Annotated in this window: 18 protein-coding genes; 13 read left to right on the forward strand and 5 right to left on the reverse strand. The window is 37.4% G+C overall.

Going from position 1 to position 14589, the window contains the following annotated elements:
• Position 1: 1 nt before the first annotated feature.
• The 3 genes from fusA to rpsL are packed head-to-tail and all read right to left on the reverse strand — an operon-like array spanning position 2 to position 3039.
• Complete coding sequence (fusA, locus tag EG346_RS03960) at positions 2 to 2119, reverse strand: elongation factor G (RefSeq protein ID WP_073330093.1); 2118 nt, start codon at positions 2117 to 2119, stop codon at positions 2 to 4.
• 6 nt (positions 2120 to 2125) lie between these two features.
• The gene (gene rpsG, locus EG346_RS03965) at positions 2126 to 2602 is read right to left on the reverse strand and encodes a 30S ribosomal protein S7 (RefSeq protein ID WP_028122161.1); all 477 of its coding nucleotides are present in this window, start codon (positions 2600 to 2602) and stop codon (positions 2126 to 2128) included.
• 23 nt (positions 2603 to 2625) lie between these two features.
• The gene (gene rpsL / locus EG346_RS03970; protein ID WP_073330096.1) at positions 2626 to 3039 is read right to left on the reverse strand and encodes a 30S ribosomal protein S12; all 414 of its coding nucleotides are present in this window, start codon (positions 3037 to 3039) and stop codon (positions 2626 to 2628) included.
• Positions 3040 to 3485: 446 nt separating this feature from the next.
• Here rpsL and EG346_RS03975 point away from each other — a divergent pair, with 446 nt between their 5' ends.
• The 11 genes from EG346_RS03975 to EG346_RS04025 all read left to right on the forward strand — a co-directional run bounded on the left by EG346_RS03975 (position 3486) and on the right by EG346_RS04025 (position 11599).
• Positions 3486 to 3962 carry a Dps family protein gene (locus tag EG346_RS03975; protein ID WP_073330098.1) on the forward strand — a complete coding sequence of 159 codons (477 nt, stop codon included), beginning with the start codon at positions 3486 to 3488 and terminating at the stop codon, positions 3960 to 3962.
• A 94-nt stretch (positions 3963 to 4056) separates the two neighbouring features.
• Complete coding sequence (pncB, locus tag EG346_RS03980; RefSeq protein ID WP_073330102.1) at positions 4057 to 5235, forward strand: nicotinate phosphoribosyltransferase; 1179 nt, start codon at positions 4057 to 4059, stop codon at positions 5233 to 5235.
• 44 nt (positions 5236 to 5279) lie between these two features.
• Entirely contained in the window at positions 5280 to 5750 is a 471-nt protein-coding gene (locus tag EG346_RS03985) for a YciI family protein (protein ID WP_123877055.1), read from the forward strand.
• Complete coding sequence (locus EG346_RS03990) at positions 5751 to 6347, forward strand: hypothetical protein (protein WP_123877056.1); 597 nt, start codon at positions 5751 to 5753, stop codon at positions 6345 to 6347.
• Between the two features lie 21 nt (positions 6348 to 6368).
• Positions 6369 to 6827 carry a hypothetical protein gene (locus tag EG346_RS03995; protein WP_123877057.1) on the forward strand — a complete coding sequence of 153 codons (459 nt, stop codon included), beginning with the start codon at positions 6369 to 6371 and terminating at the stop codon, positions 6825 to 6827.
• A gap of 36 nt (positions 6828 to 6863) precedes the next feature.
• Complete coding sequence (locus tag EG346_RS04000; protein WP_123877058.1) at positions 6864 to 7430, forward strand: cysteine hydrolase family protein; 567 nt, start codon at positions 6864 to 6866, stop codon at positions 7428 to 7430.
• A 155-nt stretch (positions 7431 to 7585) separates the two neighbouring features.
• Entirely contained in the window at positions 7586 to 7822 is a 237-nt protein-coding gene (locus EG346_RS04005) for a hypothetical protein (protein WP_123877059.1), read from the forward strand.
• A gap of 132 nt (positions 7823 to 7954) precedes the next feature.
• Positions 7955 to 8710: a DUF5995 family protein gene (locus EG346_RS04010; RefSeq protein ID WP_123877060.1), complete on the forward strand. Its 756-nt coding sequence runs from the start codon at positions 7955 to 7957 to the stop codon at positions 8708 to 8710.
• Positions 8711 to 8807: 97 nt separating this feature from the next.
• Positions 8808 to 10310 carry a DNA recombination protein RmuC gene (rmuC, locus tag EG346_RS04015; protein ID WP_394343272.1) on the forward strand — a complete coding sequence of 501 codons (1503 nt, stop codon included), beginning with the start codon at positions 8808 to 8810 and terminating at the stop codon, positions 10308 to 10310.
• 4 nt (positions 10311 to 10314) lie between these two features.
• Complete coding sequence (locus EG346_RS04020) at positions 10315 to 10740, forward strand: hypothetical protein (protein ID WP_123877062.1); 426 nt, start codon at positions 10315 to 10317, stop codon at positions 10738 to 10740.
• A 91-nt stretch (positions 10741 to 10831) separates the two neighbouring features.
• Positions 10832 to 11599: a TrmH family RNA methyltransferase gene (locus EG346_RS04025; RefSeq protein ID WP_123877063.1), complete on the forward strand. Its 768-nt coding sequence runs from the start codon at positions 10832 to 10834 to the stop codon at positions 11597 to 11599.
• 186 nt (positions 11600 to 11785) lie between these two features.
• Here the strand turns inward: EG346_RS04025 and EG346_RS04030 are convergent, their stop codons facing one another.
• A complete protein-coding gene (locus EG346_RS04030; protein WP_073330127.1) occupies positions 11786 to 12127 on the reverse strand; it encodes a hypothetical protein in 342 nt (113 codons plus the stop codon).
• Positions 12128 to 12310: 183 nt separating this feature from the next.
• Between EG346_RS04030 and EG346_RS04035 the strand changes: the two genes are divergently transcribed.
• Both EG346_RS04035 and EG346_RS04040 read left to right on the forward strand, forming a co-directional pair.
• A complete protein-coding gene (locus tag EG346_RS04035) occupies positions 12311 to 13492 on the forward strand; it encodes a hypothetical protein (RefSeq protein ID WP_123877064.1) in 1182 nt (393 codons plus the stop codon).
• Positions 13476 to 14057 carry a hypothetical protein gene (locus EG346_RS04040; protein WP_083563955.1) on the forward strand — a complete coding sequence of 194 codons (582 nt, stop codon included), beginning with the start codon at positions 13476 to 13478 and terminating at the stop codon, positions 14055 to 14057. Before EG346_RS04035 ends, EG346_RS04040 begins: the two co-directional genes overlap by 17 nt.
• Here EG346_RS04040 and EG346_RS04045 read toward each other — a convergent pair.
• On the reverse strand, positions 14006 to 14581 hold the full coding sequence (locus tag EG346_RS04045; protein WP_123877065.1) for a 5-formyltetrahydrofolate cyclo-ligase: 576 nt from the start codon (positions 14579 to 14581) through the stop codon (positions 14006 to 14008). The genes EG346_RS04040 and EG346_RS04045 overlap by 52 nt on opposite strands.
• Positions 14582 to 14589: the final 8 nt, after the last annotated feature.

Here is a 14589-nt window from a genome sequence, read left to right on the forward strand (position 1 = left end):
ATTAACCTTTTGCTTTAGCTATGATTTCTTCAGCAACGTTTTGTGGAGTAGCCTGATACTTCTCTAATTCCATAGAAGAAGTAGCTCTTCCTGATGAAAGTGTTCTTAGAGTCGTAACATATCCAAACATCTCAGAAAGTGGAACAGAACCTTTGATTACAACAGCTCCGTTTTTCTCTTCCTGACCACTGATTGTCCCTCTTCTCTTGTTAAGGTCACCAATGATGTTACCCATATATTCTTCCGGAGTTACAACTTCCAGTTTCATAATAGGCTCCATAATTACTGGCTTAGCAGCACGTCCCGCTTCTTTAAATCCTAATTTAGCAGCCATTTCAAAGGAAAGAGCATCAGAATCCACCGCGTGGAAAGATCCGTCTTTAAGAACAACTTTAATCCCTTCAACTTCGAAACCAGCCAAAGGACCGTTCTTCATTGCAGCTTTAAAGCCTTTTTCAATAGCAGGAACAAATTCTCTAGGAACGTTACCACCTTTGATCTCATTGATGAATTCTAAACCAATTTTACCTTCGTCAGCAGGTCCTAATTCAAATACGATATCAGCAAATTTACCCTTACCACCAGATTGTTTTTTGTAAACTTCTCTGTGCTGAGCAACTCTTGTAAGATTTTCTTTGTATTCTACCTGAGGTTGACCCTGGTTAACTTCAACTTTGAATTCTCTTCTCATACGATCTACAAGAATATCAAGGTGAAGTTCACCCATTCCTGAGATAATCGTTTGACCGGAAGCTTCGTCAGTTTTAACCTGGAAAGTAGGATCTTCTTCAGCTAATTTAGCCAGAGCGTTACCCATTTTATCCTGGTCAGCCTTAGTTTTAGGCTCAACAGCGATACCAATTACCGGATCAGGGAAAACCATCGATTCAAGAACGATTGGGTGTTTCTCATCACACATAGTATCACCAGTTTTGATAGATTTAAAACCTACCGCTGCACCAATATCTCCTGCTTCAATATATTCTACAGGATTTTGCTTGTTAGCGTGCATCTGATAGATTCTGGAGATTCTTTCTTTATCTCCTGAACGGGTGTTCAAGATATAAGAACCTGCATCTAATCTTCCAGAGTATGCTCTGAAGAATGCTAATCTTCCCACGAACGGGTCAGTAGCAATCTTAAATGCTAGAGCTGCGAACGGCTCATTTACGTCTGGTTTTCTTGTAATATCAAGATCTGTTCTAGGATCAGTACCTTTGATATCGTCTTTATCCAATGGAGAAGGCAAGTATTTACATACTGCATCCAACATAAACTGTACTCCTTTATTCTTAAATGAAGAACCACAAGTCATTGGGATAATAGAAAGATCAATCGTCGCTTTTCTTAGCGCTTCGTTGATTTCTTCTTCAGAGATTGAATCCGGATCTTCGAAGAATTTCTCCATCAAAGTATCATCGTAGTCAGCCACAGCTTCTACCAGTTTCTCTCTGTATTCAAGAACTTCAGCCTTCATGTCTTCAGGAATTGGCACTACTTCGAAAGTAGCTCCTTGTCCTGCTTCATCCCAGATGATCGCTCTGTTTTTAATTAAGTCTACAACACCTTTGAAATCTTCTTCAGCACCGATTGGTAAAACGATTGGAACTGCGTTTGATCCTAACATCGTCTTAACCTGGTTTACCACGTTAAGGAAGTCAGCACCTTGTCTGTCCATTTTGTTTACGAATCCCATTCTTGCAACTTTATAGTTGTCAGCAAGTCTCCAGTTTGTTTCAGACTGAGGCTCTACTCCATCTACTGCAGAGAATAAGAATACCAAACCATCTAATACTCTTAAAGATCTGTTTACTTCTACTGTAAAGTCAACGTGTCCCGGTGTATCAATGATGTTGAAGTGGTAAGGCTTACTTTCAGGTAAAATTTTACCTTGATCTGTTGGGAAATTCCAAGAACAAGTTGTAGCAGCAGAAGTAATGGTAATACCTCTTTCTGCTTCCTGCTCCATCCAGTCCATTGTAGAAGCACCATCGTGAACTTCTCCAATTTTGTGGTTTACACCAGTATAGAATAAGATTCTTTCTGTAGTGGTAGTTTTCCCCGCATCAATGTGGGCAGCGATACCAATATTTCTTGTAAATTTAAGATCTCTACTCATTTCTAATTAGAATTTAAAGTGTGAGAAAGCTTTGTTAGCTTCCGCCATTTTGTGAGTATCAGATTTCTTTTTGTAAGCAGCACCTTCTTCTCTAGAAGCAGCTACTACTTCGTTCGCTAATTTCAAAGCCATTGACTTATCATTTCTCTTTTTAGAGTAAAGGATTAACCATTTCATTGCCATAGAAATTTTTCTGTCAGCTCTGATTGGCATAGGAATCTGGAAGTTAGCTCCACCTACTCTTCTAGAACGTACTTCTACGTGAGGCATAACGTTAGTTAATGCATCTTTCCAGATTTCAAGGGCAGTTTTTTCAGTTTCTCCTTTTTTAGCTTCTACAAGGTCTAATGCATCGTAGAATATTTTGAATGCGATAGACTTCTTACCGTCTAGCATTAAATTGTTTACAAATCTTGTTACCAATTGATCATTAAATTTCGGATCTGGTAACAACGGTCTTTTTTTCGCTTTTGTCTTTCTCATTGTTTCTGTACCTTATTTAATGATTATTTTTTCTTTCCTTTAGCTGGTGCAGCTGGTGCCTGACCTGGTTTTGGTCTCTTAGCTCCATACTTAGATCTTCTCTGCGTTCTTCCACTAACACCTGCAGTGTCTAATGCTCCTCTTACGATATGATAACGTACTCCCGGTAGGTCTTTCACCCTTCCGCCGCGTACCAATACTATCGAGTGCTCTTGAAGATTATGTCCTTCGCCCGGGATGTAGGCGTTGACTTCCTTCCCGTTAGAAAGTCTTACCCTTGCAACTTTTCTAAGTGCAGAGTTAGGTTTCTTAGGAGTGGTAGTATATACTCTCGTACATACACCTCGTCTTTGTGGACAAGAATCAAGGGCAGCCGATTTACTCTTCTTGGTGAGTGCGACTCTTCCTTTTCTTACTAATTGTTGAATAGTAGGCATTTAATTGCTTTTTATTTTAGGGTGCAAAAATAGGAATATTTTTTCAAACTACAATAACTTATATAAAAATTAAAATCAAACACTTACATAAAAAAGCAGTTGCTTCTGATGAGATAATTAACAGACCCCTGATGTGCATTGAGAAAAAGTAAAAAAAAGAAAAGTATTTTTCCTGAGAGACTCTCTATTAAATAATTGTAAAATTTTTATTCTATTATTTTAACTACCCTATTTTTGAATCGGTATTCCAATTCCTATATAATAAGGTATGCTGAAATGATCATTTTGTACAAAACTTACGTACGAATAATGATTGCTAATTAATTGAAGCCCCAAAATTATACTTCCAAACTATTTTAAAAAACTTTCTGATAGTTATCTTCTATCAGCCTTGAAAGCTTTTCGGCACAATATTTTCTAAATTTGTTAGTATAAAAAATAAACATATGAAAAATGCAAGCATTATCGGCCTGAAAGAAGCCGACTGTAAAAACATTTCAGAAAAACTTAACGTCCTTTTAGCCAACTATTCTGTATTCTATCAGAACACAAGAGGTTCTCACTGGAATATTAAAGGGGAACAGTTTTTTACTCTTCACCCGAAATTTGAAGAATTATATAACAGCCTTGTCCTGAAGATTGATGAAATTGCAGAAAGAATTCTGACCTTAGGCGCAACGCCTGCCCACAACTATTCAGACTATTTAAAAGTATCAACGATTAAAGAAAGTAAAGAAGTTACTGATGCCAATAAGAGCGTAGAACTTATCCTGAACTCTTTCAAAGTGGTAATCGACTTACAAAGAGAACTTCTTGACATTACCGATGCAGCAGGAGATGAAGGAACCAATTCTCAGATGAGCGACTACATCACAGAACAGGAAAAAGAAGTATGGATGTACAATTCTTATTTAGGGAAGTAACCTGCAGAAATCAACAGATAAATAAAAAAATCGCCTTACATTTAGGCGGTTTTTTATTTTAAATACCTATATTTGCGTTAAAATTACACATATCATGCACGACGTTCGATTAAAGTCCATTCTGGATAACGATTTCTATAAAATAACCATGCAGAATGCCGTGGTGAAACTATTTCCAGGTTCTATTGTAAAATATGAATTCATCAACAGAGGAAAGCACCAGTTTCCGGAAGGCTTTGATGCCGCTTTAAAAGAAGCCGTCAACAAAATGGCGGAACTGAAACTTACCAAGGATGAAAAAAAATTCATGGCAAGAACCTGTCCTTATATAGACCTGCCCTATCTTGACTTTCTGGAAGGCTATCATTATGATCCTTCCGAGGTGAAAATTCATCAGGAAGGCAGTGAGCTTTCTGTAACGGTGGAAGGACTCTGGTACAGAACAATCCTTTGGGAAGTTCCATTATTAGCCTTAATCAGTGAGCTTCATTACGAAATGAACCATATGGAAAGGGATTCTAATGATATCGTGATGAGTAGAACTCTGGAAAAAGCAGATTCCCTGGCAAAACTTGGTGTAAATTTCGCAGAATTCGGGACCAGAAGAAGACATTCCTATAAGGTACAGAATCTGGTGATGGAAGCTTTAACGCAAAACAAGCCCTCCACTTTCATCGGAAGCTCCAATGTACATTTTGCGATGAAATATGGCGTAAAGCCAATAGGCACCCACGCTCACGAATGGTTTATGTTCCACGCAGCAGAATACGGATTCAAAATGGCGAACGAGCTGGCGCTGGAACACTGGGTAGATGTGTACAGAGGTGATCTTGGAGTTGCCCTTTCCGATACGTATACTACGGATGTTTTCTTTCAGCAGTTTGACAAGAAGTTTGCAAAACTGTTTGACGGCGTTCGCCATGACAGCGGTGATCCTCTGGAATTTGCAGACAAAACAATCGCGCATTACCAAAACAACGGAATCAATCCTTTATTTAAATACATTATTTTCTCCGATGCTCTGAACCTTGAAAAAGTGGAGGAAATTACCAATTATTGCCGCGGAAAGATTGGCGTATCTTTCGGAATCGGGACCAACCTTACCAATGACGTAGGCTTAAAACCAATGAATATCGTTATGAAACTAATTGGAGTACAGGCCCAAAACAAAGAATGGATCCCAACCGTAAAACTTTCCGACGAACATGGAAAATACACAGGTGATCCAAAAATGATTGAACTGGCTAAAGAATTCCTGAGAATAAAAGATTAAATTAGATTTCAGATTTCAGAGGATAGACTTATAAAACCAATGCTATGAGATTAAAAATTTATGTACCGCTTAGTGTTTTGATCGCCACCTTATCTTTTGCCCAGGAAAAGAAAAAAGAAAAGGCAAAATTCAATCAGGAACTGGCAACCTCTCTGGGTGCCGATCAGTATGGAATGAAAGCCTACACCATCGTAATGCTGACCACCGGTGCCACAAAAATTGAAGATAAAGCCAAAATGGGAGACCTGATGAAAGGTCACATGACCAATATCGGGAAGCTGGCTGACGAAGGAAAAATCGTAGTGGCCGGACCGTTTTTGGAGAAGAACAAAGAAAACTACCGTGGCATGTTCATCTTCAATACAAAATCTAAAGAGGAAGCTGAGCAATGGGTAAAAACGGACCCAGCGGTACAGGCCGGCGTTTTCAGTTATGAAATTTTTCCGTGGTACGGATCTGCCGCCTTGCCTTTGTATCTGAAACATCACGACGAAATATCTAAAGGAAATCCTTAAATGGGCTTTTACAGTAACTTTTCAGAGGAAGACCTGATTGAGTCCTATACTAATCAAGTTGACCACCAAGGCAAAGCAGACAATGAAATTTTAGAAGAAATTTTAAGAAGAAGTTCGCTGGAAGATTTTTTGAATAAAATTAAAACCAAAAACTTATACCAGAATGAGAAGAATAGATTGATAAGAGAAATTAATGGTCACTACGTCAACAAACGATCCAAACAGGAATGCCTATCATTGATCAGCTCTACTCTGTTATCTGGTGAAAGCATCAGACTTCTTGTAAATATAAAATACGATCAAATACACCAGAATGTTGAAAATCTCAAAGTTGACTCAAAAACATTGATGTACAGCTTTGTTGGGACTATAGTTGCTTCAATCATCAGTTCGGTTATTATTTTCACTATTCTCTATCAGTTTTCATTTTTATCAGTTTTCCATTTTAGCTTACTGATTCCAGCTTATATCATTAATTATTGGGTCATCCGGCTGATCACAGGTAAAACACGGGTTAACTTAGCTGTATTTATTGCTTCATTTATAGCGACTTTACTTAATTGTGTGTATTTTATTTTTCTTATTAATTATTCATAACTAATTCTCTAAAAAAAACAAATGGGCCTATTATCAAACATTCTTTGGGCTTTTCAAAGGAAAGGATACAGCAGCATCGAAGATTTCAATAAAGAAATCACAGACTATCAGACTCTGATATTAAAAGAAAGAGCATGCTGGGACGCTAATCAAATGGTGATTGATGTACCTGAGATAGACGTTTGCTACGAAGCCTGGATCAAAGGAAAAGAGGATATCTCGTCCAATGAAACAGTAACGGATGAAGATGATGCCTTTAACGAAGATAATAGTGACCATGGTCTATTTCAGGTAGAATTTTGTGCAAGACTGAAAGCCAGCAACGGAACCTATTTCACAGCTCTGGATCTGCTCTTTCAGTTAGAAAATCAAGTGGCTAATAAAGATCTTGGTGATCATATATTCTTTGAAGGCCTCACCGCCAACGATACCGAAGAAAAGTATCAAACGCCACTCTACTCGATGTACTTAGGAAGCTAATCCAATTTATTAGATATACTATTAAAATCAACGTATATGAAACTTCAACATAAAAAGCCAGCCTTACTTTTAATTGACATTCAAAAAGGATTTCTTGATGAAAAATATTGGGGAGGAAACAGAAATAACAAAACAGCAGAACAGATCAGTGGAAAAATATTGGAAAAATGGAGGGAGCTCAACCTGCCTGTATTCCACATCAGACACAGCTCGTTAAACCCCGATTCAAAACTGCATGAGACTCATACCGGCTTTGAATTTAATGATTATGTACTTCCTAAAAACAATGAACCTGTGATTACAAAACAGGTAAACAGTGCTTTCATAGGAACAAATTTAAAAGAACACCTCGATCAGCAGGATATCAATACTTTAGTGATTATTGGAATAACAACCAATCATTGTGTTTCAACAACCACTAGAATGGCAGGAAATTTCGGGTACGAGACCTACGTAATTTCAGACGCCACTGCTACCTTTGACAGGATAGGAATACATGGAGAAAAATATGATTCAGAATTAATACACTTGACCAGTCTTGCCAATTTAAATGATGAATTTGCAACCGTATGGAACTCAGAAAAACTATTGAATGAATTATAAAAAGCACACAGCATACAAATAGCAATCTTTCACGAAAAGGTTGAATAAAAACCTAAATAAATCACCAAAACGTTACATATTGATTTATTTTTTTACTATCTTAGGCATTCATTTTCAGAATTATACAAATTAAAACCAACAAAAAAATTAATTCCATGAAAAAAACGAACCTATCAAAACTTTCAAGAACAGAACTGAAAGAAGTATTCGGCGGGTATTTATATCCGGCACCATGTCCGGGAGGATGCCCTGGTGAAGCCTTGATCAGATGTCCTGACGGATCTACCACTATGACAAATTTTGTATGCATGGGGGGAGGATGCGCAGCGGCTGCCATTTGCAAACCACTCGTTCTTGAACCTTTTCCAGATCCGATTATCATCACGCCATAATCTGATCCATAAAAATAAAGTGAGCTTTCCGGCTCACTTTTTCATTATTAAAAAGGTCACTTGATTCGCTATCAAAGCTGCACACCAATGATCATTGTTTTTTTTATTATCTTTAAATAAACAAAAACCACCATGAAAACCATTGAAGAAGTTCTGCAAAAGCTGGATACCATCATCATTTGGTGCAAAGAAAACCAAAGTCCGGCCGGATATTTTGCCTGCACGTACCGGATTATGACTGCCCAAGTACTAAAAGGAATTCAACAGAAGAAATTTGAAGACAACCCAAGAATGACTTCCTTAGATATTGCTTTTGCCCAAAGATATCTGGAAGCATGGGAAAATTACAGCAAAGGAAAAAAATGCAGCCAATCGTGGTACACCGCCTTTGAAGCCACGAAAAATAAAAACCTTTTGATCTTACAACACATTTTTCTGGGAATGAATGCCCACATTAATCTGGATCTCGGGATTTCTGCAGCCACAGTGATGCCCTATCGTAAAATAAATCCGCTCAAAAAAGATTTTGAAACCATCAATACAGTCATCGCCTCCATCAACCAACAGGTTCAGGAGGCTTTGAATAAAATATGCTATCCCGTGGATCTCATCGACAAAATTTCCAACGGAAAAGATAATGCCGTTCTGGATTTTGCGATCTCCAAAGCAAGGGAAACCTCCTGGGCAACAGCCGTTATTGCGTCCAATACACCCAACTTTTTAAGAGAATCAGTCATCAACATTGTAGATTATGCTGCGGCAAAAGTCGCCTCACAGATTGTAAATCCCAAAATACTGACGCCTGCATTAACCAAAGAACTGAAAAAATGCGAAAGCACCGATGTAGTAAAGAATATTGAAATTTTATCTTTAACCAAGACCGCTTAAATTCTATCTGTTATAGGATAACTTTTAGCCCTTCTCTCCCATCTTCCGAATCATTATTTTAAATCCCATTTAATTTTTCTTTTTGTAATTTTGAAACATGGAGATGACCTATTTAATTATTGGATGTATTGCCGGCGGAGTTCTGGGAGCCGTGATTTTGTATTTTGCCTTAAAATCATCGATGGTTTCAAGAAGTTCTTATGATGAACTGAATCATCTGCATATCAAAAATCATTCGGATCTGGAAAACCTGAATTTGAAAATACAGGAACTGAATGAAAATATCTACAGAGAAAAAGAACAAAACCAACTGCAAACAGACCTTCTGAACGATCTGAAGAATGAATATGCGAAGATCTCTGCGGAATACACTTCCTTAAACTCCCAGTTTCTGGAACAGAAACAGCTTAATGTAAAGCAAACGTCTCAAATAGAGAATCTGATATCCGAGAAGCAGCATATTTTCGCGAAAAATTCTGAACTTTCTGCCAAAAATGAAAGCCTGCAGCATTCCCTAGACACCCAGAAAGAGGAAATCACAAAAATTCAGGATGAATCAAAGCTGCAGTTTGAAAATCTGGCCAATAAAATTTTAGATGAAAAAACGGAAAAATTCACGACCTTAAACCAAAGTAATTTAAAAAATATCCTTGAGCCTTTCCAGGAAAAGATCACTGATCTGAAAAACAGAGTGAATGAGGCTTACGAAAAGGAAAACAAGGAACGCTTTTCTCTCGCGGAAAAGGTAAAAGAACTGGCAGAACTGAATCAGCAAATCTCTGAAGATGCGAAAAAACTGACCCGGGCATTAAAAGGAGAAAGTAAAACTCAAGGAAACTGGGGAGAAATGATCCTTGAAAGTATCCTTGAAAAATCCGGACTTGTAAAAGGAAGAGAATATTTTCTGGAGCATGAACTTCGTGATGAAGATAATAAAGCCCTTTTCTCTGAATTTTCCGGCAAAAAAATGCGGCCTGATGCTGTTATAAAATATCCTGATGAAAGAAATGTGATCATTGATTCCAAAGTATCACTTACCGCTTTTACGGAACTGGTAGACGAGACCGATCAGGATGTCTACGCGGTAAAACTGAGCCAGCATTTAGGTTCCATCAAAAATCACATCCTGCAACTGAGTCAGAAAGCGTATGATGATTATGGGAAATCATTGGACTTTGTCATGATGTTTATTCCAAGTGAACCCGCTTATATCGCCGCGATGCAAGCTGACCCGAATCTTTGGAATTTTGCTTATGAAAGAAGGATCCTGCTTTTAAATCCTAGTAACCTGATCACTTCCCTGAAGCTCATCGCAGATCTCTGGAAACGCGAATACCAGAACAGAAATTCTATGGAGATCGCTGAGCGTGGAGCAAAACTGTACGATAAGTTTGTAGGTTTTGTAGACAATCTGGAGAAGGTCGGGAAAAATCTCGATCAGGCTAAAAATGTTTACAATGATGCATACAAACAGCTGTATACAGGAAATGACAATCTGGTGATCCAGACTCAGAAACTGAAATCTCTCGGTATCAAAAACAAAAAAGATCTGCCTCAAAGTCTTATTGACAATGGCAACTTTATAGAAACAGACCAATAATTGTATGAAAAAAAGTTACATTATTTTAATTATCAGTATCGTCATTTTCATGATTTCCCTGATTTTGCCAACAGTTTTTACCAAAAAAGGCAGTGAAGTGTATGGTCTTACCCTTTTCCTGTTTGGTTGGACAGATCTCACGGGAGACGGAACTTCATGGCTGGCCAATCCTATATTGCTTTTTTCATGGGTATTCCTTTTGGTTAAACAACCCAAAATTGCCGCTTTTTTAGGTTTACTTTCTGTAGCCGTAGCTCTTTATTATGTAACAGAAACAGAAATAATCGTTGATGAAGCAGGCCACAAATACCCGATTACGGGCTTTGGTTTAGGATATTATGTTTGGATTGCAAGCTGTGTTACGATGTTTATCGGAAGCTTACTTCTCTTAAAATCTAAGCCGGAAACCCAACCTGTTTCAAAAGATTAATTCAGAAGAAAATACGGTTGACCGGCCTTATAAAATCCCTTTTCTCTAAAACGAAACAGGCCTAATCACAAATTTTGCATAATTTTGCAGGATGTTGATAGAAAGCTTTCAAAACGAAAAAGTAAAAAACGTCACCAAACTATTGGCTGACAACAGGTTCCGTAAAAAATCAAAAGTTTTTGTTGTTGAAGGACAGCAGGAGAACGAAAGAGCTTTACAGTATCACTTTGAACCTGTAGAGTTTTTTGTGTGTGAAAACATCTTTAAGGGAAAGCTTCCTGAAAGCAGAATCCATTATGTAAGCGAAAAAGTATACGAAAAAATAGCCTACAGAGGAAGTTCTGAAGGGATTCTCGGAATCTATCAAACCAAAGAAAATCTTCTTTCATCATTTATTCCTAAGGAAAACGCTACCGTTATTATTGTGGAAGGGGTCGAAAAGCCTGGTAATTTAGGAGCAATCCTCAGAAGCTGTGAAGCTTTTGGAATAGATGCCCTGATTGTTGCGGATGGAAAGGCAGACTTTTATAACCCTAATGTTATCCGTTCAAGTGTAGGCTGTCTCTTTGGAATGAAGGTTTATGATGCAGGAAATGATGAAACATTTGAATTTCTTCAGAAAAATAAGTTCAACATCTACACTACGCTTATGGACGAGACCGCTGAAGATCTTTATACAAGAGATTTCAGAGAGCGATCGGCAGTCTTGTTTGGAACTGAGCATTCCGGATTAAGTGATTTCTGGACAGGCAAGGGAAAAAACACTTTGATTCCCATGGCCGGAAGTATTGATTCTTTAAATTTGAGTAATGCTGTGGCGATTACCTGCTATGAATCTCTAAAGCAGAAGAAAGGGTAAGGTTTGAAAAGAATCCTTAAAGCGCGGAGAGGGAAGTTTGTTAATGTCTAAAAACTAGTTTTGTCCCGATTAAAGGTTTTTAAAAATTACAGGATCAATTGAACCCCTGATTTCCTAAAATATAAAGCATAAAAAAACCGTCTCACAAAGTGAAACGGTTCTTTTATTGTTAAGCTATTGCTAGAATTATTTCTTAGCAGCGTCTTTAACTTCTTTAGCAGCATCTTTAGCAGCACCTTTAGCAGCATCAGCAGCACCTTTAGCAGCGTCAGCAGCAGCTTCAGTTGTAGCTTTAGCAGCATCAGCACCAGCAGCAGTTGTAGCAGCAGCAGCATCTTTAGTAGCGTCAACAGCAACGTTAGCAGCTGAATCAATTACTTTAGCAGCAGAATCAGAAACTACAGCAGCAGAATCAGCTACGTTAGCAGCAGCAGAATCAGTAGCTCCTTCAGTAGAAGTAGTTTCAGTTTTTTTACAAGCAACTAGAGAGATTGCAGCGATAGCAGCTACGAATAATGACTTTTTCATAATAAATTAAATTTAATTTTGTTAATATTGTTTTATATAAATTTTCTTCTGTTCCATTATTTGAACAAGACAAAGGTAGACCAGATAGAAAAGTTGTTTATGAAAAATAATTGTAATACATTTGTAAAATAGTTTTACAAAAAAACAGTACTGATAATCAACAATTTAATTATTTTATAAAAATTGACAGATTTAGATCTATTACATTTTGAACAGCTAAAAAAGGATGTTCAGACCGAATTTTTAAAAGAATCGAGCTCTTCCCATGATGATATTTCAAAATGGAAGGGTATAGATATCATATATTTTCAGGAAGACCTTCGCAAAAAGGCAAAAGGCAACATCAGTGAAAAGTCATTTTACACCTACTTCAAAACTTCACCGGTTACCAAATTACCCCGGATCGATATGCTCAATTTATTGAGTATCTATGCGGGATATGATTCATGGTACGACTTCAAGAAACAGCATCTTTTTGCGGGAGAATTGCTGCAGGAAAATGAAGATCTTGAGGAAGAAGAAATGAATGAATTGGAAAAAACAGTCTCTGCAGCCCTGGATTTGCCAAAAACTGAAATTCCAGCGAAAAATATCGAATATTCACCTCAGGAAAATATAGATTTACAAAAATCAGTTACTGATAATCAATTAACTACAGAAAAAACAGTAGCACCTACAAATATCGAAATTCCATCTTCTGCACCCAGGAAAAATTTCTTCAAAAAGAATGCCTGGGCCATTATCACCTCGATATTAATTACCATTACCGGAATTCTTGGATTTAAGGATGAAATTTTTTCGAAAACCTACAAATATTGTTTTACGGACAAAGACCGTGGCGTTGCCGCCATCAATACCCTTGAAATAAGAGTGATCAAAGAAAATGAATCACCGCTTTTGTTTAAAATAAAACCGGGAGAGTGTTTTTACTACTCTACCAAGGATAAAAATCTTAAAATGCAGATCAGTGCTCCCTTCTATGAGTATCTGGAGGTCAACAGAAATCTGGAGAATGCTCCGGACGAAGAAATGATAGAACTGAAGCCTGATGATTATAAGATGGCTGCTTATTATTTCTCCATTAAAGATGTCAAAGGCGGTAATCCTGAAGAGCAGGTAGCGCTTATCAAGCAGAAAAGAAACCAACTGGAAAACCTGATCAGCAACAATGCCGTTATTTATCAGGTGTATGATAACAAAACCTACGGTATAGAAAGACTGGATAAGCAAAAATATATCACGCTGGTAACGACACCTACCACCTCTCTTAAGAATCTAAATGTAATAGAGATGAAAAAGGATATCAAAGGAAAAATCGTATCGATCAAATTTAAAATTGCCACCACAGATGAAGAGAATAAATAAATTTTTAATGTTCACCGTTGTTTTTTTAGCATTGGTTTCCTGCAATAATAAAAAGACTGAAGTAAGCGATCTGGATAAACTGAGAAACAGCACGAATGTAAAAAGCTACCCTGCGGTACAGATGGACAGCATGCAGGCCATTAATTCCATTACCAAACAGAAAGTACAGGAACTTCTTGATCTTTCCACGCTTTACTTATCCGGCAACAGAAATACAGAAATAGACACCGTTATTTTTTCACAAATGGAAAGCTATTTCCATAAGCCGGATTCTATGACGTTCAGAAAACTGTTCAGAGAACTGGACAGCCTGAAAGTGAAATCAGTTAAAGTCAATAGTCTGAACGTGTATAAAGAGTTTTATAAAAAAGATACTTTGGATTACGCTAAATTCAATCTGGAATACTTTGACGCCAAAAATAAGTCTCTGGGAACATTTGAGAAAAATGCTCAGTACATTTTGCTGTCAACTCCTATGATCAAAAAAGAATTTAAATTTTATTTCCTGGATTTCTATTCGAGTCCGTTAAAGAAAGACAGCACCTCGGTAGGAGTGACTAAATAATCCAGGGGAATATCATTTTCCCAGACATCATCGATCGGTTCATCCGGACTAAAGTAGTTGATCCCAATTTTTTTTGATGCGGGCGAAATACTTTGGAAAAATGCATCGTAAAATCCTTTTCCGTAGCCTACTCTATTTCCTTTATGGTCCCCATAGAGTAAAGGGGTAATTACATAGTCAAAATAATGCTCTCCGGAGTCTTCATTGGAAACAGGTTCTTCAATTCCCCAATTGCTGGTTTCAAATAGCGTATCCTCATTGATCTCGACGGATATCAAATCTTCTGCGATCACTTTGGGAACAAAAACGCGGATATTCTTCTCTAAAAAAGCATGAATAAAGATCTTGGTATCAATCTCATTAAACTTCCTGATTGGGGTGAAAATATGCACCTTCTGCCCTGCAACAGGTTTAAAATAATCTAAAAACGCTTCAAGTATTCTTTCAGATAATGAGAAAGCCTCATCAACTGACAAGGCTTTTCTTTTCTGCATATATTTCTTTCTAAGCTCTGCTTTTATCATGATTGAAT

This window comes from Chryseobacterium carnipullorum (assembly GCF_003815695.1).
GTDB lineage: Bacteria > Bacteroidota > Bacteroidia > Flavobacteriales > Weeksellaceae > Chryseobacterium > Chryseobacterium carnipullorum.

Bases quoted from the DNA above. Each gene is read 5' to 3' on its own strand.
- fusA (WP_073330093.1), bottom strand. From the start codon at position 2,119: ATGAGTAGAGATCTTAAATTTACAAGAAATATTGGTATCGCTGCCCAC.
- rpsG (WP_028122161.1), bottom strand. From the start codon at position 2,602: ATGAGAAAGACAAAAGCGAAAAAAAGACCGTTGTTACCAGATCCGAAA.
- rpsL (WP_073330096.1), bottom strand. From the start codon at position 3,039: ATGCCTACTATTCAACAATTAGTAAGAAAAGGAAGAGTCGCACTCACC.
- EG346_RS03975 (WP_073330098.1), top strand. From the start codon at position 3,486: ATGAAAAATGCAAGCATTATCGGCCTGAAAGAAGCCGACTGTAAAAAC.
- pncB (WP_073330102.1), top strand. From the start codon at position 4,057: ATGCACGACGTTCGATTAAAGTCCATTCTGGATAACGATTTCTATAAA.
- EG346_RS03985 (WP_123877055.1), top strand. From the start codon at position 5,280: ATGAGATTAAAAATTTATGTACCGCTTAGTGTTTTGATCGCCACCTTA.
- EG346_RS03990 (WP_123877056.1), top strand. From the start codon at position 5,751: ATGGGCTTTTACAGTAACTTTTCAGAGGAAGACCTGATTGAGTCCTAT.
- EG346_RS03995 (WP_123877057.1), top strand. From the start codon at position 6,369: ATGGGCCTATTATCAAACATTCTTTGGGCTTTTCAAAGGAAAGGATAC.
- EG346_RS04000 (WP_123877058.1), top strand. From the start codon at position 6,864: ATGAAACTTCAACATAAAAAGCCAGCCTTACTTTTAATTGACATTCAA.
- EG346_RS04005 (WP_123877059.1), top strand. From the start codon at position 7,586: ATGAAAAAAACGAACCTATCAAAACTTTCAAGAACAGAACTGAAAGAA.
- EG346_RS04010 (WP_123877060.1), top strand. From the start codon at position 7,955: ATGAAAACCATTGAAGAAGTTCTGCAAAAGCTGGATACCATCATCATT.
- rmuC (WP_394343272.1), top strand. From the start codon at position 8,808: ATGGAGATGACCTATTTAATTATTGGATGTATTGCCGGCGGAGTTCTG.
- EG346_RS04020 (WP_123877062.1), top strand. From the start codon at position 10,315: ATGAAAAAAAGTTACATTATTTTAATTATCAGTATCGTCATTTTCATG.
- EG346_RS04025 (WP_123877063.1), top strand. From the start codon at position 10,832: ATGTTGATAGAAAGCTTTCAAAACGAAAAAGTAAAAAACGTCACCAAA.
- EG346_RS04030 (WP_073330127.1), bottom strand. From the start codon at position 12,127: ATGAAAAAGTCATTATTCGTAGCTGCTATCGCTGCAATCTCTCTAGTT.
- EG346_RS04040 (WP_083563955.1), top strand. From the start codon at position 13,476: ATGAAGAGAATAAATAAATTTTTAATGTTCACCGTTGTTTTTTTAGCA.
- EG346_RS04045 (WP_123877065.1), bottom strand. From the start codon at position 14,581: ATGATAAAAGCAGAGCTTAGAAAGAAATATATGCAGAAAAGAAAAGCC.